Genomic DNA, 17,189 nt, shown 5'->3' on the forward strand with positions numbered 1-17,189 from the left:
GGGAAGTGTGTTCACATGGGTCAATTCTCAGTGACAATTTATGGGGCTACCGGGTCAGTTCTCAGTGACAATCAACACCCGGGAGCGGTAAATCCCATCTCGTCAATCGCACGCTCGATAAATTGCCGATGTTGCGGCCGCAAGAAGATGGCACTCCGCGGTACATTGGTTGCGTGGTGCCCAGTCCCGCGACCTTCAAGAGTATGATGGGCGAGTTGCTGAAGGTGTCTGGGTACCCTGTGCAGAGTAAACGGCAGGAGGCCTGGTCGCTGTTCCAGGATTTGCGCTATCGCTTGGCCGAGCTAGAGATCAGCGTGATCTGGATCGACGAGGCTCAGGACTTGTTCTGTGCTGATCGCAACCTGATCCTGCGGGCACTGAAATCGCTGATGCAGGGTGAACATGCCATCACGATCATCTTGTCCGGCACGAAAGACCTCGCGACCGTGATCCGAAGTGACCAGCAGGTAAAGCGTCGCTTTACGTCCATTGTCCTACCCGAACTCACCGAACAATCCGACGGCGAGAATTTTTGCCAGATCATGGAACATTATTGCCAGCGTGTCGAAGTTCACGCTCCGATGGAGACCGACTTGGTCGGACGGGTGTTCCACGGTGCCCGGTATTGTTTTGGGCGGGCGCTAGAGCTGCTGTTGCTGGCGCTCGAGTTCGCGATCGAGAACGAAGATAGTCATCTCGAAATCGGGCATTTCGCCTCGGCCTACGCGATGCAGGAATCCTGTTCGGCATCGGAGAACGTCTTCTTTGTCGAGCACTACTGGTTGATCGAGACGGACCCGGAAGAGGACGAGAAGCCGCGTCGAACCTCCCGCAACCGGAGAGCCACATGAGCAAGTTGTTTCCTCACATCCCCTTCATCGCTGATGAAACGCCGCTGTCTTGGGCAGCGCGCCAAGCGGCCTTCCATACGGGAGGCCGCTTGGTCCCGTTTCTAAATGACCTGCGGATCCCCGCCGTTGATTTTGCGCGTGGATTGCCTGAGGCCGTCATGCGCCTCTGTGAGATGGCAGGGCAGGACCCTGCACCGGTGTTTCACAATACCATCACGGCGATTGGCGCGCGTCGTTTTACGCTGCGCGGACATGAATTCTCGGCTGAGTTCACGACGGGCGTCGAAACCCGCATCTGTCCTTTCTGTTTGGCTGAGGATCAGGCGGGCCGTGACCGCACCGATGTCGCACTTCGTCATCGTCTGGCGTGGAGCTTGGCTGCGGTGCGGACCTGCGCCACTCATGGGGTGCCGCTTCGGGATATTCGACTGGGCAAATGGGATGACCAATTGCACGAGCTGCAAGGTATGGGTGCTGCGATCGAAGCGGAGCTGGTTTCCCCACCCGATACTGAGCCTAAGGCTCCTTCCGATTTGCAAGTTTATATTGAACGCCGTCTTGAGGGGCAGACGGGCCCGGAGTGGCTTGATGGCCAGGACATCGATCAAGCGTCGCGTGCGACAGAAATGCTCGGTGGTTTGCTGGCTTTTGGACCAAAACAGCAGGCCGCTACGATGACATTGCCCATGTGGGACGAAGCCGGACGGGCGGGGTGGAAACTGGTTTCAGAAGGTGAGGGGGCCGTGTCACAATTTCTCTTGGATACTCTGGATACCAGCACCCGTCAGGAGGCGCAGCCGCGGCCTAAGAAGGCCTTTGGGATGCTCTACAGCTGGTTGTCCGCAAGCCGTTTGTCAAAAGATCCGGGGCCGATCCGGCTGCTGTTGCGTAACGTAATCTTGGAGAACGTCCCACTGGTCGCCGGCCAGAACCTGCTGGGTGAACCTGTGACAGAGCCGCGCTTGAGCAGTATTAACGCCATCGCCAAAACCGAATTTATTCACCCGTCCACTTTACGCAACATCCTGCAGGTTGCGGGGCTGGTCGAGGACCGGAACGGTTCCCAAAATGCGGGCCATACTGTCGTTGATTATGCGCGGGCACGTGATCTTGTCAGTGAGGTAAAATATGCTGTTCCGGTCACGCAAGTGCCCAGCATTCTTACCACATCCCGGCCTGTCGTCGCCATTCTTATCGAACTCGGAATCCTGACCCGGATACAGGACCATGGAGAATTGAAGAGTAAAGTTGGAAAGGCAATCGACGGTCGCAGTATCAAGAAACTCTTGGCTGATTTACGAGAGCAATTCTTGGAAATTGAAGGCCCTCTTGAAGGCTGCGTACCCCTTGCGAAATCAGCGGAACGAACTCGGGTGAGCCTCAAGGTGATCTTGGAACTTTTGTTTGGCCGTCACCTTGACCGAGTGTTTCGACTTTCTGGCCATGAAGGGTTCGGTGCAATCGCTGTCGACGTTGCCGAGATCAAGCGCGTTCTCGAATCCCCGCCGCCGGGCTTGTCGGAGGACGCATATTTCAGGATCCCTTGATCGACGATCTGCCGGGTCTCCGACCAATATTTGAAATGCCGCCTTCGGGCGGCATTTTTTTCGAACTTTCGATGGTCATTTGAAATGGGTGGAATGGACAAAACGGCCGCCCCAGCGTGTTTTGCTCAAAAATTTGCTCAATAAAATCAATGATTAGATTATACTTGAAGTCAAATAGTGGACATTTATTGGTGGGTCCCACATGTGTGTTCTGAACACCAATAAATAGCCATTGGCCGGGTTGAAATGTCCATTTCGCAAGCAAAATAAGTCAATCGGGCGGAAACGCCCGATTTTTGCGTTCTGGGCCCCCTTATGTGAAAAATGGAGGGCCGCCCCTGTTGATTGTCACTGAGAACTGATGGGGTGGATACCCCCTCCCGACGGCATCGCAATGTGCCAAGGTGATGTGGGTCACATCACTGATAGGAGGAAGCATCCATGGATCAACTTGGACCTGCATATCACCGAATAGAACATACGCACGCGGGACTATGATGAGGTCGGCATAAGGTCCGCCTCGACCCTTCAGGAACAGCTTGAAAACATGCTGGAAACAGGGGTCGACCGCGCCTTTTTCTGGCCCGTTCAGCACAATACCGACAGCGACCTTGCGGGCGGCCCCAAGGAAAGCCCGGTTCTCGATCCCGATGGGCGGCTGACCAACTCGGTCAGGGGGGCATCTTTGATTTGATGAGCGAGAGCCTGCCCGGGCTTGAACTGGTCGCGACCGAGTTCGAGGGCGACGATGGCAGTTTCAAGATCAACGCCTATCAGTCCGAAGATAAGACCGTGATCTATGTCTCCTCCCGGTCGATGGAGGTTTTGAACCTTGATGTCGATTTCGCCGGATTGGTGCCCGAGGGGGCGACCGCAACCGGCATTCAAATCGGCATGGATCAATCCGCGCAAAGTTCCGACGGGTTCCATTGGCGCAGCGATAGCGGCCATACCCCTTCGGCCTCTGTTCAGGTGGATGGGCGGGCCTATTTCTACGATGAACATGACGTGCGCGCGCAATTCACCGACAGCCGCTTTGACAGCCCGCAGGTCGAGCTGCGGTTGAAACCTTTCGAAGTGATCGAGATCACCTTCGACGCCGGGCCGACAGCGGACGGGGAAAAGATCGACGGCAGCGGCGCGGCGGACGATCTGACCGGCACGGATGGAAATGACACGATCGGCGGCTTTGGTCAGGACGACACACTGCACGGCGGGGATGGCGACGACGTGATCAATGGCCTTGGCGGTGACGACAGTCTCACTGGCGGGCGCGGTGACGGCGACCTGCGCGGCGCACCGGGGGAGGACACGCTCCACGGCTGGGGCGGAGACGACACCCTGCGCGGCTTCGACGATGATGACCTATTGATCGGCCAGCAGGGGGATGACCATCTGCTGGGCAACCGGGGCGACGATCAGCTTTCCGGCAGGGAGGGGCTAGACCAGCTAAACGGCGGCATCGGGCATGACACGGTCGTCGGCGGGGCGGGGGACGTTTTCGGCTTTTCCGAGGGCGAGGTGGCAACGGGCGATATCATCACCGACTTCACCCCCGGCGTCGATGTGATCCAGCTCTCGCTCTCCGGCATCAGGGGGCTCGATGATCTTGAGATCACGGCGCGAGAGGGCGGTGTTGCAGTCGGCCTTGGCGCACATGGGGTGATCTTCTTGCAAGGCGACCTGACGGAAAGCGCGGTGGCTCAGGATCGGAACTTCGTATTCTAACCGGCCACGCGCAGCCGCCATCAATAGGTCGCGGGCGGATCGCTGGCGGGGAAGGACTCGTCGACCGCCTCATCCACGATATTCCATTTGCGGGGTGGGTCGATCATCTCGCGCGGGCCCGCGACGCGAACGTGGTCTTGCGCTCGGTCATACGCCACCGCCCTTTGGGCGCGGGACTGGCGGTTCATCAGATAGGCGAGGCTCGCGGCACCGGCGCCGAAAATCAGCAATGCGCTCATTCGCATGGGATATACTCCTTCTCAAGGTTAACTTAAAAACCATGGGGTTGATGGTTGGTTCCTTGGCCCGCCGGTGATTGGCGGGGGCTTGCCACCGCTGGAAGGGGGTGACCCTGGAAGCCGCCCGGGCCCTGAGCGCAACACTCGTAATGCGCGAAATTTCTCTCATCCCGCTGCCGCGCTGAAACCAGACCGGCAACGCGATCATTGCCCCTTTGTAACCCTAGTTTTTTGAACGCCCCGCCCGCGCGGGGCCACAACAGATAGGAATGCACCATGACAGGTCAGAATTTTGATGCCCTCGACAGCCCGCAAAGCCAGCCCGGGCGGGAGCATAAGATGGACCCCGCGCCCGATTACACCCCGCGCTACCCCGGTTCCGACCGGCTCAAGGATAAGGTGGCGCTGATCACCGGGGGCGACAGCGGGATCGGCCGCGCCACGGCGTTGCTCTATGCGCGTGAGGGGGCGGATGTCGCTATCGTCTATCGCAACGAAAGTCGCGACGCGGAAGAGACCAAGCGATTGGTCGAGGCCGAGGGCCGTCGGGCGCTGTTGCTGGAAGGCGATGTCGGTGAGAAAGCCTTTTGTAAAGATGCCGTAAGCCGCACGATGGAGAGCTTTGGCAAGATTGACATTCTTGTCAATGACGCGGGCGAACAGCACGCGCAGGAAAGCCTCGAAGACATTGAAGAAGCGCAGATCGAACGCACGTTCCGCACCAATATCATCGGCATGATCCTGATGACGCAGGCAACGCTGCCGCATTTGAAAAAGGGCGCGCGGATCATCTGTGTCACGTCCATCACCGCCTATAAGGGTCAGAACCTACTGCTTGACTATGCGTCGACCAAAGAGGCGATCCTGTCCTTCCTGCGGGCCATGGCGAGCAAGCTGGCACCCAAGGGGATTTTGGTGAACGGTGTGGCCCCGGGGCCGATCTGGACGCCGCTTATCCCGGCCTCCTTCCCGGCGGATAAGGTTGAGGAATTTGGCGAAAACACCCCCCTTGGCCGCCCCGGTCAGCCGAATGAGGTGGCCCCGTCGCTGCTGTTCCTCGCCTGCGAGGACTCATCTTACATGAGCGGGCAGGTGCTGCATCCGAACGGCGGCACGTTGGTCGGCGGATAAGCCAGATGAATGTTGCCCCGCGTGCGATGGCGCGGGGCAAAGTCGATGCGGGGGCGTGTCTGTAGGTCAGTTTTAAATTGGACGCGATGCGCCCCCAGTCACCCGACCGGACGCCGCCGGGCGCCGGACCGCAGTGGCAGAGTGCCGTCATCCGCCCCTTCAATCGTGACCGACTCTGCAATTTCGGTCCGTGGCATGATCGAGATGTCGTGAATGCGCCAATGCAGGTCGAGCAGTTCGGCCTCCGCCGCCTCGACCCTCTCTGGCGTAGCGCCGTTTTCATGCGCCACGACATAGATCGTGCCGGTCAAAAAACGCCCTTCTTCGCGCAGGCGCAGGCGGCTTTCGCAGACCCATGGCAGCGCGTTGAAAGTATTCTGCACCTCTTCGATCAGCGGGTCGAACTTTTTATCCTCTATCGTGCGCGGCATCTCATCGCTGAGGTCCCGGATCGCCGCGCCGGTGTGTTTGAAGCCGTCATGCAGCACGTCCAAGGCGATCACGATGGCCGCGACCGCATCGGCCCACCACCAGCCCATCCCGATCCCGACGATGCCCACGATACCGGCAAGCCCTGTCATCCAATCTGCCTTGTTCATCATGGCATCGGCATAGAGCGTCTTGTCATGGAGCATCTTGGCGGGTTTCATTTTCAGATGGCCGAAAATGACCGGCATCACGACGCTATAGGCCAGCGCCGCGATCATCACCCAGCCGAACCAAATGGTGCTGCCGAAAAGCTCGACACTGCCGATGGTGGGGTGCTCCTGTTTGATGAGCGCGATGGACGAGTCGACGATAAGAAAAATCCCGACCCCGCCGAGCGACACGGCGCTGATCAGATAAGCGATTGATGTGACACGGATATAGCCCAGTGGGAAACGGCGGTTGGGCTTCCACCCTTCGATCCACGAGCCAACGAGAAAGGCAATGGGCGGCACGAAGCTGAGCAGGTCTTCGATCCAAGCGGTTTTCATCGCTTGGCTGCTGCCCACTGCAAAATAGATCGCCGCCACGATCGACGCCAAGACCGCAATCCAAATGACCTCAAGCCAGCGCGCGCGGTGCAGCGCTTTTTTCTGCGCTTCGGGCATGGTGCGGATGGAGCGGGTCATGGGGCAGATGCGCGTAAACGCGCCCCTATGGTTCCGGCCTCATCTCGAAGAAAGCCTTCGATCTCCATCAGCCAAGCGTTTTCGCCCTGCTGCACGGCAACGACATGCTGCGCCCGCTGTAGCGTGGTTTCGGTGGCGGTAAGGTCTTTCTCATCAAGTTGCCAATGGGGGACGGCGGCGAGGTTGAGACCTTCCGCCCATTGATCCACCGGAATGCCACCTTCCTTTTCAACCAGCGCGGCAAGCGGCAGGTGGGGCGGTACGAAAACGCGTTGCCCTTCGATGCTATCGGGCAAGGCGTCTGGCCCCCGGCTGGCGATGACAAAGGACTCCTCGAAATAGGCGTAACTCGGCGCGGCACCTTTTACTGGGGTCACGTCCTTGCGGCTGAAACCCCCGATGGCGAGGTCGATGTCACCCTTCTCCAACCCCTCCAACGCTGCGAAGACGCCAAGGTGTTTCCACTCGATGGCCACCCCCAAGGCGTCGGCGAAGGCGCGGGTCAGTTCGGCTTCGACCCCCTGCGGCGGCTGGCCGTCTGCCAGCACGACCCATGGTGGGTTTTCCGATACCGCCACGGTCATTTTCTGGTCAGAAAGAACGGTTTCGAGGGTGTCTTCCACATCCCGAGGGAACCGCAGGTCATCGCAAGCGGCGAGCAAGCTCAGGGCCGCGAGGGGGATTAAAATTCTCAAACCAATTGAATTGTCCACGCCTTTGGCACCATGTGGCGTAGTTTCGCGGGGCGTCATTACATTATTCCTTTGGGCCGGATCGCAGGGGACCAACGGGCGGTTTCCCGAAAGGTTCCTGTTAGGGGCAGCCCGACCCCCGCGCGCGATCGGTCGATTTCCGCCGGAGCCGCGCTTTGGAGCCACTTCTTCGGAACACCTGCCGCGACCCTCGCGTTCCAGTTGAAACACTCGGTCTGCCATATTCAGCAACAGGAGGTTTCTTGATGACATCTTATCCTTACGACCAACGCAGTGCCGCTGAGGGCGCGCGGGACGCGCTGACAGAGCGGCAAAGCTCGCTGTTCTGGGGGCTTGGCGTCGGCGCGCTTGCCGGGGCCTCTGCCTATGCGCTATACGCCGCGCGGCGGGATCGTGACGGGCTGAGCCATCGGCCCGCAGATTCCGCGCCCGGGCGCAGTGCGAAACAGGCGCGTTTCGGGGATTATGCCGTTGTCGGACGCACGGTGACGATCGACCGTCCGCGTGACGAACTCTACCGCCACTGGCGCGACTTCACAAAGCTCTCAGAGTTCATGGAGAACGTGAAGGCGGTCGAGCCCATCGACGCCGCGAAGGGTCAGTTCTGTTGGATGATCGCAGGCCCGGCGGGGACAGACCTGCGGGTCGAGACCGAGGTGGTCAGTGACAAACCGGGAAAAGAGATCGCGTGGCGCGCCCTCGACAGTTCGCAGATCGATACCGAGGGCAAAGTCTCGTTCCGCGACGCGCCGGGCAACCGGGGCACCGAGGTGGAGGCGATCATCGCCTATAACCCGCCCGCCGGGGAGCTGGGGCGCTGGATCGCCAAGCTGTTTCAGGCCGAACCCGCGCTTCAGGGGCGGCGGGATTTGAAGCGGTTCAAAATGCTGATGGAGACCGGCGAGATCGCCACCTCCGCCAATCGCAAATCGGACAAGTGAGGAGAGAGACATGCGCGCATTGACATGGCAAGGCAAGCACGACGTGCGGGTCGATACGGTCCCCGACCCGGAAATCGTCAACCCCCGCGACGCCATTATCGAGGTCACCTCGACCGCGATCTGTGGCTCTGACCTGCACCTTTATGATGGCGTGATCCCCGGCGTCATGGCGGGCGATATTCTGGGCCATGAGTTCATGGGCCGGGTGGTCGAGACCGGCCCCAAGAGCACCCTTAAGAAAGACCAGCGGGTGGTGGTGCCTTTCACCATTTCCTGCGGCTCCTGTTTTCACTGTAAAAAGACCCAGTATTCGGCCTGCGACAACTCCAACCCGGCGGACAAACAGGATTTGACCGAAAAGCAATTCGGCCACGCGGTCGGCGGGTTGTTTGGCTATTCTCATCTGACCGGCGGCTATCCCGGCGGACAGGCAGAATATGTGCGGGTGCCCTTCTCTGACGTGGGCCCGATAGTCATTCCCGAAGGGTTCGACGATGACGATGTGCTATTCCTGTCGGATATTCTCCCGACCGGCTGGATGGCCGCCGAAAACGCCGACATCGAAGAGGGCGACACCGTCGCCGTTTGGGGCTGCGGCCCGGTGGGGCTTTTCGCCGTGCAAAGCGCGCTCAAGATGGGGGCCGCGCAGGTCATCGCGATCGACCACTACCCGAACCGGCTGAACCTCGCACGGCAGATGGGGGCCAAGGTCATCGACTACACCCAGACCCATGTGCTGGAGGCGCTGATGGAGATGTCAGGCGGTCACGGCCCTGATGCGGTGATTGATGCGGTCGGCATGGAAAGCCATGGTTTCGCGCCCGATACGATGATGGACAACGTCAAACAGGCGGTCGGCGTCGGTGCTGACGGAGGCCATGTGCTGCGCGAAGCGATCATGGCTTGCCGCAAGGGCGGTCGCGTCTCGGTCCCCGGTGTCTATGGCGGCTTCCTCGACAAGTTCCCCTTGGGGGCGATGATGGAGAAAGGTCTGCAAATCCGCACCGGCCAGACCCATGTGCAGCGCTACACCAAAGAGCTGTTGCACCGCATCGCCGAGGGCGAGATCGACACCCGCTTCATGATCAGCCACCGCCTGCCGCTGGAGCAGGCCGCCAAGGGCTATCACAACTTCCGCTTCGATCAGAACGACTGGACCAAAGTGGTCCTCAAACCCGGCATGCAGGCCGCTGCATAGCAAAAAAGGAGAGTGACATGCCAAACGAGCCAGATCACGCCAAAGAGAAACGCCCGCCCCATCGTGAGCGCCACAATGCGCAGGACGACCACGAGGGCGCGGCGCACCGCCCCGAGGAGTTCGACCCAAAGAACCCGCAAAAGGTGGTGAAGCAAGAGAAGTGAACGGCAAAGCAGCGCGAGAAAATTGCGCTGCTTTTTCGTATCGCCCGGGCATTTTCCGGGCGCCATCTCACGCACGCAGAAGGGGCAGATTAGACCCCGCGAATATTAACCGATTTCATAGAAAGGCAGAAAAGGATGCCACAGTTTCACAAAACCCTATCGCTCATATGCCTTCTGGCCCCCGCTGGGGCCTTGGCGCAAACGGTGGATCAGACAACCACCACAGCCCCGGAGATGGAGCGGAACACCTCCGCCTCGGATTGGAGCCTAGAGGTGGGCGTTACGCCGAAATTCTTTTACCGTCTCAACGATGGCCCCGGTGCCGCCGAAAGCGCGGAGATCGAGGCTTTTGCGGAGGTCGCCTATGGCCCGGCCTATTTCCACGCCCTCGTTCTATCGCTGGACGACCCAAGGGATGACGCGCAATTCGAACTGACGCTGGGCCACCGTGGCGATCTCACGGAGAAACTGGCCTATGACGCCTATTACACCCGCTTTCTGCGCGATGAGACGGGCGATGTGCGGGCGAGTTGCATGGCAAATTCGATTATAGCGTGAGCGAAGAGTGGCGGGCCACCGTTGATCTGGGGGTCGAGCCGGAGCGGGGCGATTGGGTCTATAAGCTTGAAGGCGGCTATACGTTCAACGACCGCGTTGATGCCTATGCCTTTGTCGAGCGGGACGATATTCTGGATTATACGGGCTATGAGGTCGGGGTGAACTACGATCTCGACGAGGGCAATGCGCCGCTCGATACGTCATTGCTCAGCTATGTGAACCACATCGAAGGCGGCGACACTGTTTTCGCGGTTCAGATCACGCTGTCACGTTTTCTGTTGGGCGATTGATGCGGGGGGAAACAGTTATGGCGACTGACAAGAATTTGGTTCTGCTCGGCGGGGCGCATGTGCATCTGTCCGACCATCTGGCGCATATCGAACAGCGCGGCTGGCGCGTCTCGCAGGTTTTCGACCGGGATGAGGCCCGCCAAGAGGCGCTTTGTGGCCAGCTCAAGGCCAGTCGGGTGGCCTTGTCTGACCTTGCCCGATTGGATGTGCGCGGCGCGATTGTGTGCAGCGAAACGGTGTTTCATGAGGAGGAAATCACCGCCGCCCTGAACGCCGGTCTGCCGGTTTTTGTCGAAAAGCCGTTGGCGGGCAGCGCCGAAGCGGCGCGCCGCTGCGCTGACTTGGCCTGCGAGAAGGGCTTGGTCTTAGCGACGGGGTATTTCCTGCGCAGATCCGCGGCGCTCAACCACCTGCGCGAGAGTATCGCGCGGGACGCGTTGGGCAGGGTGCTAGAGGCCCGCGGACGCTTTTCCCATGACGGCGGCTATGCCGATTGGCTCGACCTCGATTGCTGGATGACCGACCCGGCGCGTGCCTGCTATGGCGGGTTCGTGGATGAGGCGGTGCATGTCATCGACCTTTTGCAATGGCTCGTCGGCCCCATCGCCTCGGGCCATGCGGTCACGGGCAACGCGCTTGGCTGGCCGGTGGATGACCACGGCGCGGCCCTCATCGAATTCGCGGCCCCGCCCGCCACCGGCGTGGTCGAGGCGGGCTGGACGGATAGCGAAATGCGCCTTGAGTTGGACATCGTGGGCGAGGCCGGTTGGGCGCGCCTGCGGGCGGGTGTGCTGGACCTCGGTCTTAGAGGGCAACAGAAACCGGTCGAGAGCATAGAGCTTCCCCCGCTTGATGCGGGCGAGGGGGTGGAGCCGTTTTTGGACACCTTGGAAGGCAAGGATGCGACCGGCCTCGTGCCGCCGCAGGACGCCGCGCAGGTCAATGTCCTGCTTGATGCAATGAAACTCAAGCGCGGCGGATCGTGATTTTTCCGACCTTCTTGGAACAATGACCAACGGCGGGCGTTCTTTCGTTAATTGGTCAAAAAATTTACCTGAAATAGGAGCGGTCTTTATGTCCCACCCCTCCAACGTCCGGCCCCCATCACGGCGCGATCTTTTGAAAATGATCGGTCTGGCCGCTGGTTCCTCCACCATGCTGCACGCCATGTCCTCCCTCGGGCATGCTAGGCAAAGCCCTTACAAAGGCCCCATCGAACTTTCCGGCGCGCCTCAAGGGCGCAAGGTTGTGGTGCTGGGGGCGGGTCTTGCGGGAATGTGCGCCGCGCTGGAACTGCGCAACGTGGGCTACGAGGTCAGCATCCTAGAGTATCAAAAGCGTGCCGGGGGCCGCTGTTGGACCCTCAAAGGCGGCGACGAATTCGAAGAATTGGGCGGCTATAAGCAAAAGGTCGAATTCTCCAAAGGGCAATATATCAACATCGGCCCATGGCGCATTCCGCATCACCATCTGGCGCTCTTGGACTATTGCCACCGGTTGAACGTCCCGCTGGAAGTATTCGTTCAGGAAAACCAAAACGCCTATCTCCATTCGCAAACGGCATTCGACGGCAAACCAATTCGCTATGGCCATGCCTGGGCGGATTACGTGGGCCAGATCACGGAATTGCTGGCCAAATCGGTCGATAAAGGGCGGCTTGATAGCGCGCTGACCAAAGAGGACACAGAGATCCTTTTGGAGTCCCTGAAATCCTTCGGCATCCTGAACAATGATTACAGCTATGAGGCCAGTCTCGATACCGCTGAATACCGCGGCTATCCTGAGAATGGCGCGCCGGGCGGGGGGCTTTACAACGCCGCGCCCGAACCTTCCGAGCCGATTGCCTTGGAAGACCTGCTGAAATCCCGCTTTTGGGAAAAGATGCGCAACCACACGACCTACCGCCACCATGCGCCGATGTTCCAGCCCGTGGGCGGCATGGAAGAGATCGCCCACGCCTTTGCCCGCGAGGTGGAGGATACGATCACCTATAACGCCAAGGTTGACCGGATCCGGCAGACCGAAAGCGGGGTCGAGGTGGAGTATTCCAGCGCCGACGGCGAAGGCAGCGGCGGGGTTGAAACGGCGGATTACTGTATCTGCACCATCCCCTTTACCGTGCTCAGCCAGCTTGATGTCGATGTCTCTGCCGACATGCGCCGCGTCATGCGGGCGCTGCATTACCATGAGGCGGTGAAAGCCGGGCTTGAGATGAAACGCCGCTTTTGGGAACGGGATGAGCAGATTTACGGCGGCATCACCCTAACCGACCTGCCCATTGCCGAGATCAGCTATCCTTCGGCTGAGATGCATTCCGATGGTCCGGGTGTGCTGCTGGGCTGCTATGCCTATGGGCCGCATGCCTATGCCTTCAACTCGATGTCGCCCGAAGAGCGGCTCGAAACCGTGCTGGAACAAGGCGCGCGGATCCACCCGCAGTACCGCGATGAGTTTAGCAGCGGTGTGGTGCTGAGCTGGCACCGGGTGCCGTGGATGCTGGGCTGTTATTCCGATTGGGATGACCGGGGTCGCGATTATGAGATCGCCGCGACCATGGACAACCGTTTCGTCTGCGCGGGGGAGCATATCAGCTATCTGCCGGGCTGGCAGGAAGGCTCTCTGCTCTCGGCGCTGGATGCGGTGCGACAGGTCCATGACCGCGCGGTGAAGGAGGGTTGAACCATGCGTTATCTGATCTTTCCCCTGCTCATGGCGCTCGCCACGCCGAGCCTTGCGCAGGAGGACAATTCTCAGGTCGATGCCGGCCGGCGTGATCTGGGCTCCACCACCGAGAAATTCACCGATAGCGAGGGGTCCGATCTTTACCGCCGCGCCTGTTCGGGCTGTCACGGGCCAGAGGGCGAGGGGGCATATGGGGCCGGGAAATACCCCGCTTTGGCCGCCAACCCACGGCTGGGTCACAAGCGCTATCCGGTCAACCTGATCCTCGAAGGCAATGGCGCCATGCCGGCCTTTGCCGATTGGCTGGACGATGAACAGGTCGCCGCCATCGTGTCCTACATCCAGACCAACTTGGGCAATGACTACGAAGGCGATATCACCGCCGAAGAGGTCAAGCGTATGCGCGCCGAGTTCGCCGATCTGGAGGAGGGGTAGACCATGCGACTTCTAATTCTTGTTCCCTTTGCCACCTTCATCGCCTGTGCTGCCGCGGCGCAGTCTCCGCCACCGCTCTTCCACGACGCCGATGATGGCGGCGTGGAACGTGCCCCCGATACCGCTTTGGGCCGCACCGTCGCCTCGGGTGGCGCGCAGCAGGGCGGTGTCGGCATGAAATGCATGGCCTGCCACGGGCTGGATGACGCAGGCGCGGGCTTGGGCGAGATGCCCGGTCTCGCCGGGTTGCCCGCCGATTATATCGAAGCGCAGCTTCAGGCCTTCATGGCGGGTGAACGGTTTTCCCCGATCATGGTGCCCATCGCCACCCAGTTGACTGAAGAAGAGCGTTTGGCCGTGGCGGATTACTACGCCTCCGTCGCGCCGAAACTGTCCAAGTTCGATCACGGTGCCCCGACGGATGTGGTGCAACAGGGCGGCGCGCTTGCGGCCTCTGGCAGTGACAGCGTGCCAGCCTGCAACCAATGCCACGGTGGCAGCGACACAAGCGGCGCGGCGATCCCGCGTTTGGCAGGGCAATCGGCGCAGTATATCGCCGATCAACTGGTGGCTTGGCAGAACGGCGACCGGGCAAATGGGCCGCTCAACGTCATGGAAGACATCGCAAAATCGCTTAGCGATGAGGAAATCCGTGCGGTTGCCCTATACTACCAACAGACGCCGCCTGATGCGGAATAATGCTACACCACCACGGATACAGATGGCCCTAAGCTGATGGCAATTCGCCCGGCCTCTTTCTTCCGGTCGGGATCCTCGACCGTGATGACCGTCGCGCGGCCGCGTGTGATTGCTCTGACCCTCGGCAAACACGCGCCGATTTTTGGCGCGCTGTGCCTGCCGCCCGGCGCTTGGGCCTTGGCCGAGGGAGATTTACTGCTGGCACTGGTCCTGCTCGCCCCGGTGGCTCTCTCGGGCGCGGTGCATGTCGCGGTGCGGTCCCGCCCCTTGCCTGATGATCTGCGCGGGATGGAGGCGATGATGACCGTGGCCTTGGTCTTTCTCATCGCCGCGCTGTTGACCACACCCGCTTTCGTCATCCTTGGCATGCCCCCCATAGATGCTTTTTTCGAGGCGGTGAGCGGCATCACCACCACCGGCCTTACGGTCGCGCAAGAGGCGGAAAGCTGGCCTTTCGCGGGGCACGTCCTGCGCGGCTGGATGCAATGGTGCGGAGGTCTGGTGATCGCTACGGCGGTGCTGGCCCTACTGCTGCCGCGGGGGCGACCTGCGCGGCGTTTGGGGCGGGTCGATATCCAGCAGGGGGATCGAATTTCATCGACCCGAGAGCAGGCGCGGCAGCTTCTGACCGTCTATAGCGCGCTGACCTTGGTCATGGTGCTGCTGACCATGCTGGTGATCCCTGATTGGCGCGAGGCTCTGGTGCTGACCCTCGCCGCCATCTCGACCGCAGGATTTTCGCCGCGCGCCGACAGTCTGGCGAGCTATTCTCCGCTGGGGCAGGGTATGGTTATCCTGTCCTGCGTCTTGGGCGCGATATCGCTGCTGGTCTTTGTCTTTGTCGGCCAGGGGCGGCACCGTGAGGCTTGGAAGCTCGGCTCGGTCCAGCGGGTGCTGGTGGCGATTGCACTGGCGTTGGTCATTTACCTTGCTGCGGTGCTGACCACCTCCCAAGATCGCGAGCTCAGCCTCTACGCCCATGCGCTGAACCTGATTTCGGGGCTGACGACGGCGGGGTTTTCCACGGGGCCGGTCTATGATGCCGGTCCGGCCTTGCTTATCCTGTTGCTGGCGATGCTTTGGGGCGGCGATGCCGGATCGACGGCGGGGGGGCTCAAGCTCAGCCGTCTGCATGTCTGTATTGGCGCAGTGGTCCATGCGGTGCAGCATGTGCGGCTGACCGAACATGCCATCGCCCCCCTGCGCCACAGTGGCCGGCCCGTCTCGACCGAAGCGGTTGTGTCGCTTTTGGCGCTGGTGCTCATCTATTTTAGCTTTGCGGGGCTCTTGTGGTTTCACTTCGTGGCCCATGGCTACCCCCCGTTGCCCGCTTTGTTCGACACGATTTCAGCGCTTTCGACTGTGGGCCTCTCGACCGGGGCGGTGGGGGCGGACATGCCCGGCGATCTGAAACTCTCGGTCGCCTTTGCCATGTGGCTGGGCCGGTTGGAATTCATCGCGGTGCTGGCGCTTTTGCTGCCACGCAGTTGGACCCGCCCAAGTTAGGAGATCACCCATGCGTATCGTCATCATCGGCGCGTCGAGCTTTGGCCTCGCCATTGCGGAGGAGTTGATCGAAACCGACCGCGAGGTCGTGTTGATCGACAAGTCGCGCGAGTTGTTGGAGCAGGCGGCAGAGCGGATCGACTGCGGCATGATAGAGGGTGACGGCAGCAACCCAGACGTGCTGCGCGAAGCCTTTCGCGACGAAGACGACGTGTGCATCGCCGTAACCAACGCCTCCGAGATAAACATTCTGGCGGCGCTCATTGGCCGCTCTATCGGCTATGGCCGGGTGATCCCGCAGATCACCTCGAATGCGCTGCTGCGGGTCTGTTGCGAATTGGGTTTGGACGATGTGATCAACCCCCATGCCAAAGTCGCCGAAGACATCGTGGATATGCTGACCGGCGATGACGACGCGATGAAAGAGCCGCTGCTACAGGACGATCTGCTGCTGACCCGTGTCACCGTGCCCGAGCGTTTGGCCGGGGAGCGGTTGGACCTGCCGGGCCAAGGCCGGCTTGTCGCGCTGATCCGCGACGGGGAAGAGCAGTTGCCGGGGCGGGATGTCACCTTGCAAGAGGGCGACGTTCTGATCGTGGTGCTGCCGCGTGACAGGCAGGAAGACCTGACCGAAGCCTTCGCGGCAGGCTGACCCGCTCAGCCCGCGCTTTGGGCCAAGCTGTCATGCCGCAGCAGTTGCCGAACCTGAAGCGCCACCAGCACCATGAATAGCCCGCCGCCTGCGACCCACATCAGCGCGCCCGCGAGTTGTTGGTCAGCCAAGGCGGAAAGCCCATAGGGCAGGGCGGTCAGCTCGTGCCAGCCATGCCACACCGTGGGGGCAAGGGTGAGGGTCACCGCAAAAGCGGTCAACTGTGCTGCGGTAAAGACCGCAGGCACCGCCGCCTGCGCCCCGGCACCGCGAAACCCCATGAAGAGCGCAATCGCGCAGCCTGTCAGCGACAGATGCATCGCCCAATAGACAAGGTCGGACTGCAAGGTCGCCGCATAGGGCGTCGGGCTGTGCCACCCCCAAAACAGCAAGGCAAAGACCAAGGCGAGGGGCCAGAGCGGCAGCCGTACCTTCGGCAGCGCCGCCGCGATCATCGGTGCGGCAATCAGCGTGAGCAGAATATGCTGCCCCACCCGGGCCGAGAACAGCGCCATCGAGGCCGCGCAGAGCGGGGAGATGAACAAGAACGCCACCAGCGCCGCACCGCTCAGCGCTTGGCCCCGCCGCTCGGCCCGCGTCCAGAGCAGGGCCGCGAATGCCAGCAGCCCGACCAGCAGAAAGGGGTTGAGGGTCCAGCGGGTCAAAAGCTCTCCGGGGAGGGGCGGTGTGCCGCAGAATGGGGTATAGGCGTCCTGTTGCATGAGGGGTCTCCTCTCTCT

At 60.8% G+C, this 17,189-nt stretch carries 20 protein-coding genes; 16 read left to right on the plus strand and 4 right to left on the minus strand.

Annotation, left to right across the window (positions count from 1 at the left end; genetic code table 11):
- Positions 1 to 128 precede the first annotated feature (128 nt).
- From ACGYKA_RS07000 to ACGYKA_RS07015, 4 genes are all read left to right on the plus strand, one after another.
- The gene (locus ACGYKA_RS07000) at positions 129 to 851 is read left to right on the plus strand and encodes a TniB family NTP-binding protein (RefSeq protein ID WP_394411176.1); all 723 of its coding nucleotides are present in this window, start codon (positions 129 to 131) and stop codon (positions 849 to 851) included.
- Positions 848 to 2,398, plus strand: coding sequence for a TniQ family protein (locus ACGYKA_RS07005; RefSeq protein WP_394411173.1), 1,551 nt, complete (start codon positions 848 to 850; stop codon positions 2,396 to 2,398). Before ACGYKA_RS07000 ends, ACGYKA_RS07005 begins: the two co-directional genes overlap by 4 nt.
- A gap of 547 nt (positions 2,399 to 2,945) precedes the next feature.
- Positions 2,946 to 3,092, plus strand: a complete 147-nt coding sequence (locus ACGYKA_RS07010) for a hypothetical protein (RefSeq protein WP_394411170.1) — start codon at positions 2,946 to 2,948, stop codon at positions 3,090 to 3,092.
- Positions 3,092 to 4,126 (plus strand): calcium-binding protein, encoded by a 1,035-nt coding sequence (locus ACGYKA_RS07015; RefSeq protein ID WP_394438346.1) that lies wholly within the window; start codon positions 3,092 to 3,094, stop codon positions 4,124 to 4,126. Before ACGYKA_RS07010 ends, ACGYKA_RS07015 begins: the two co-directional genes overlap by 1 nt.
- 20 nt (positions 4,127 to 4,146) lie before the next feature.
- Here ACGYKA_RS07015 and ACGYKA_RS07020 read toward each other — a convergent pair whose 3' ends face one another.
- On the minus strand, positions 4,147 to 4,371 hold the full coding sequence (locus ACGYKA_RS07020; protein ID WP_394418763.1) for a hypothetical protein: 225 nt from the start codon (positions 4,369 to 4,371) through the stop codon (positions 4,147 to 4,149).
- Between the two features lie 270 nt (positions 4,372 to 4,641).
- On the opposite strand from ACGYKA_RS07020, the gene ACGYKA_RS07025 reads away from it, so the two are divergent.
- Entirely contained in the window at positions 4,642 to 5,496 is an 855-nt protein-coding gene (locus tag ACGYKA_RS07025; RefSeq protein WP_394411161.1) for an SDR family oxidoreductase, read from the plus strand.
- A 98-nt stretch (positions 5,497 to 5,594) separates the two neighbouring features.
- On the opposite strand, the gene ACGYKA_RS07030 is transcribed toward ACGYKA_RS07025, so the two are convergent.
- Both ACGYKA_RS07030 and ACGYKA_RS07035 read right to left on the minus strand, forming a co-directional pair.
- A complete protein-coding gene (locus ACGYKA_RS07030; protein WP_394411158.1) occupies positions 5,595 to 6,611 on the minus strand; it encodes a cation transporter in 1,017 nt (338 codons plus the stop codon).
- Positions 6,608 to 7,363, minus strand: a complete 756-nt coding sequence (locus ACGYKA_RS07035) for a substrate-binding periplasmic protein (RefSeq protein ID WP_394438350.1) — start codon at positions 7,361 to 7,363, stop codon at positions 6,608 to 6,610. Before ACGYKA_RS07035 ends, ACGYKA_RS07030 begins: the two co-directional genes overlap by 4 nt.
- A gap of 206 nt (positions 7,364 to 7,569) precedes the next feature.
- Between ACGYKA_RS07035 and ACGYKA_RS07040 the strand changes: the two genes are divergently transcribed.
- From ACGYKA_RS07040 to ACGYKA_RS07090, 11 genes are all read left to right on the plus strand, one after another.
- Entirely contained in the window at positions 7,570 to 8,265 is a 696-nt protein-coding gene (locus tag ACGYKA_RS07040) for an SRPBCC family protein (RefSeq protein ID WP_394411152.1), read from the plus strand.
- Positions 8,266 to 8,275: 10 nt separating this feature from the next.
- Entirely contained in the window at positions 8,276 to 9,463 is a 1,188-nt protein-coding gene (locus tag ACGYKA_RS07045) for a zinc-dependent alcohol dehydrogenase (protein WP_271689205.1), read from the plus strand.
- 17 nt (positions 9,464 to 9,480) lie between these two features.
- Positions 9,481 to 9,627: a hypothetical protein gene (locus ACGYKA_RS07050; RefSeq protein ID WP_156505615.1), complete on the plus strand. Its 147-nt coding sequence runs from the start codon at positions 9,481 to 9,483 to the stop codon at positions 9,625 to 9,627.
- A 135-nt stretch (positions 9,628 to 9,762) separates the two neighbouring features.
- Positions 9,763 to 10,185: a hypothetical protein gene (locus tag ACGYKA_RS07055; protein ID WP_394438354.1), complete on the plus strand. Its 423-nt coding sequence runs from the start codon at positions 9,763 to 9,765 to the stop codon at positions 10,183 to 10,185.
- A complete protein-coding gene (locus tag ACGYKA_RS07060) occupies positions 10,182 to 10,475 on the plus strand; it encodes a hypothetical protein (RefSeq protein WP_394411147.1) in 294 nt (97 codons plus the stop codon). Before ACGYKA_RS07055 ends, ACGYKA_RS07060 begins: the two co-directional genes overlap by 4 nt.
- Positions 10,476 to 10,492: 17 nt before the next feature.
- The gene (locus ACGYKA_RS07065; protein WP_394411144.1) at positions 10,493 to 11,461 is read left to right on the plus strand and encodes a Gfo/Idh/MocA family protein; all 969 of its coding nucleotides are present in this window, start codon (positions 10,493 to 10,495) and stop codon (positions 11,459 to 11,461) included.
- A gap of 88 nt (positions 11,462 to 11,549) precedes the next feature.
- Positions 11,550 to 13,154, plus strand: coding sequence for a flavin monoamine oxidase family protein (locus ACGYKA_RS07070; protein WP_394411141.1), 1,605 nt, complete (start codon positions 11,550 to 11,552; stop codon positions 13,152 to 13,154).
- A 3-nt stretch (positions 13,155 to 13,157) separates the two neighbouring features.
- Entirely contained in the window at positions 13,158 to 13,592 is a 435-nt protein-coding gene (locus ACGYKA_RS07075; protein WP_394417796.1) for a c-type cytochrome, read from the plus strand.
- 3 nt (positions 13,593 to 13,595) lie between these two features.
- Positions 13,596 to 14,291: a c-type cytochrome gene (locus ACGYKA_RS07080; protein WP_394411136.1), complete on the plus strand. Its 696-nt coding sequence runs from the start codon at positions 13,596 to 13,598 to the stop codon at positions 14,289 to 14,291.
- A 36-nt stretch (positions 14,292 to 14,327) separates the two neighbouring features.
- Positions 14,328 to 15,797, plus strand: coding sequence for a TrkH family potassium uptake protein (locus tag ACGYKA_RS07085; protein WP_394411134.1), 1,470 nt, complete (start codon positions 14,328 to 14,330; stop codon positions 15,795 to 15,797).
- Positions 15,798 to 15,807: 10 nt separating this feature from the next.
- The gene (locus tag ACGYKA_RS07090; RefSeq protein ID WP_394411131.1) at positions 15,808 to 16,449 is read left to right on the plus strand and encodes a potassium channel family protein; all 642 of its coding nucleotides are present in this window, start codon (positions 15,808 to 15,810) and stop codon (positions 16,447 to 16,449) included.
- 5 nt (positions 16,450 to 16,454) lie between these two features.
- Here the strand turns inward: ACGYKA_RS07090 and ACGYKA_RS07095 are convergent, their stop codons facing one another.
- Positions 16,455 to 17,171 (minus strand): cytochrome c oxidase assembly protein, encoded by a 717-nt coding sequence (locus tag ACGYKA_RS07095; RefSeq protein WP_394411129.1) that lies wholly within the window; start codon positions 17,169 to 17,171, stop codon positions 16,455 to 16,457.
- Between the last annotated feature and the right edge of the window lie 18 nt (positions 17,172 to 17,189).

Origin of the sequence: Sulfitobacter sp. 1A15106 (assembly GCF_043556995.1) — a bacterium.
Taxonomy (GTDB): Bacteria; Pseudomonadota; Alphaproteobacteria; order Rhodobacterales; family Rhodobacteraceae; genus Sulfitobacter; species Sulfitobacter faviae.

Bases quoted from the DNA above. Each gene is read 5' to 3' on its own strand.
- ACGYKA_RS07000 (WP_394411176.1), top strand. From the start codon at position 129: ATGTTGCGGCCGCAAGAAGATGGCACTCCGCGGTACATTGGTTGCGTG.
- ACGYKA_RS07005 (WP_394411173.1), top strand. From the start codon at position 848: ATGAGCAAGTTGTTTCCTCACATCCCCTTCATCGCTGATGAAACGCCG.
- ACGYKA_RS07010 (WP_394411170.1), top strand. From the start codon at position 2,946: ATGCTGGAAACAGGGGTCGACCGCGCCTTTTTCTGGCCCGTTCAGCAC.
- ACGYKA_RS07015 (WP_394438346.1), top strand. From the start codon at position 3,092: ATGAGCGAGAGCCTGCCCGGGCTTGAACTGGTCGCGACCGAGTTCGAG.
- ACGYKA_RS07020 (WP_394418763.1), bottom strand. From the start codon at position 4,371: ATGCGAATGAGCGCATTGCTGATTTTCGGCGCCGGTGCCGCGAGCCTC.
- ACGYKA_RS07025 (WP_394411161.1), top strand. From the start codon at position 4,642: ATGACAGGTCAGAATTTTGATGCCCTCGACAGCCCGCAAAGCCAGCCC.
- ACGYKA_RS07030 (WP_394411158.1), bottom strand. From the start codon at position 6,611: ATGACCCGCTCCATCCGCACCATGCCCGAAGCGCAGAAAAAAGCGCTG.
- ACGYKA_RS07035 (WP_394438350.1), bottom strand. From the start codon at position 7,363: ATGACGCCCCGCGAAACTACGCCACATGGTGCCAAAGGCGTGGACAAT.
- ACGYKA_RS07040 (WP_394411152.1), top strand. From the start codon at position 7,570: ATGACATCTTATCCTTACGACCAACGCAGTGCCGCTGAGGGCGCGCGG.
- ACGYKA_RS07045 (WP_271689205.1), top strand. From the start codon at position 8,276: ATGCGCGCATTGACATGGCAAGGCAAGCACGACGTGCGGGTCGATACG.
- ACGYKA_RS07050 (WP_156505615.1), top strand. From the start codon at position 9,481: ATGCCAAACGAGCCAGATCACGCCAAAGAGAAACGCCCGCCCCATCGT.
- ACGYKA_RS07055 (WP_394438354.1), top strand. From the start codon at position 9,763: ATGCCACAGTTTCACAAAACCCTATCGCTCATATGCCTTCTGGCCCCC.
- ACGYKA_RS07065 (WP_394411144.1), top strand. From the start codon at position 10,493: ATGGCGACTGACAAGAATTTGGTTCTGCTCGGCGGGGCGCATGTGCAT.
- ACGYKA_RS07070 (WP_394411141.1), top strand. From the start codon at position 11,550: ATGTCCCACCCCTCCAACGTCCGGCCCCCATCACGGCGCGATCTTTTG.
- ACGYKA_RS07075 (WP_394417796.1), top strand. From the start codon at position 13,158: ATGCGTTATCTGATCTTTCCCCTGCTCATGGCGCTCGCCACGCCGAGC.
- ACGYKA_RS07080 (WP_394411136.1), top strand. From the start codon at position 13,596: ATGCGACTTCTAATTCTTGTTCCCTTTGCCACCTTCATCGCCTGTGCT.
- ACGYKA_RS07085 (WP_394411134.1), top strand. From the start codon at position 14,328: ATGGCAATTCGCCCGGCCTCTTTCTTCCGGTCGGGATCCTCGACCGTG.
- ACGYKA_RS07090 (WP_394411131.1), top strand. From the start codon at position 15,808: ATGCGTATCGTCATCATCGGCGCGTCGAGCTTTGGCCTCGCCATTGCG.
- ACGYKA_RS07095 (WP_394411129.1), bottom strand. From the start codon at position 17,171: ATGCAACAGGACGCCTATACCCCATTCTGCGGCACACCGCCCCTCCCC.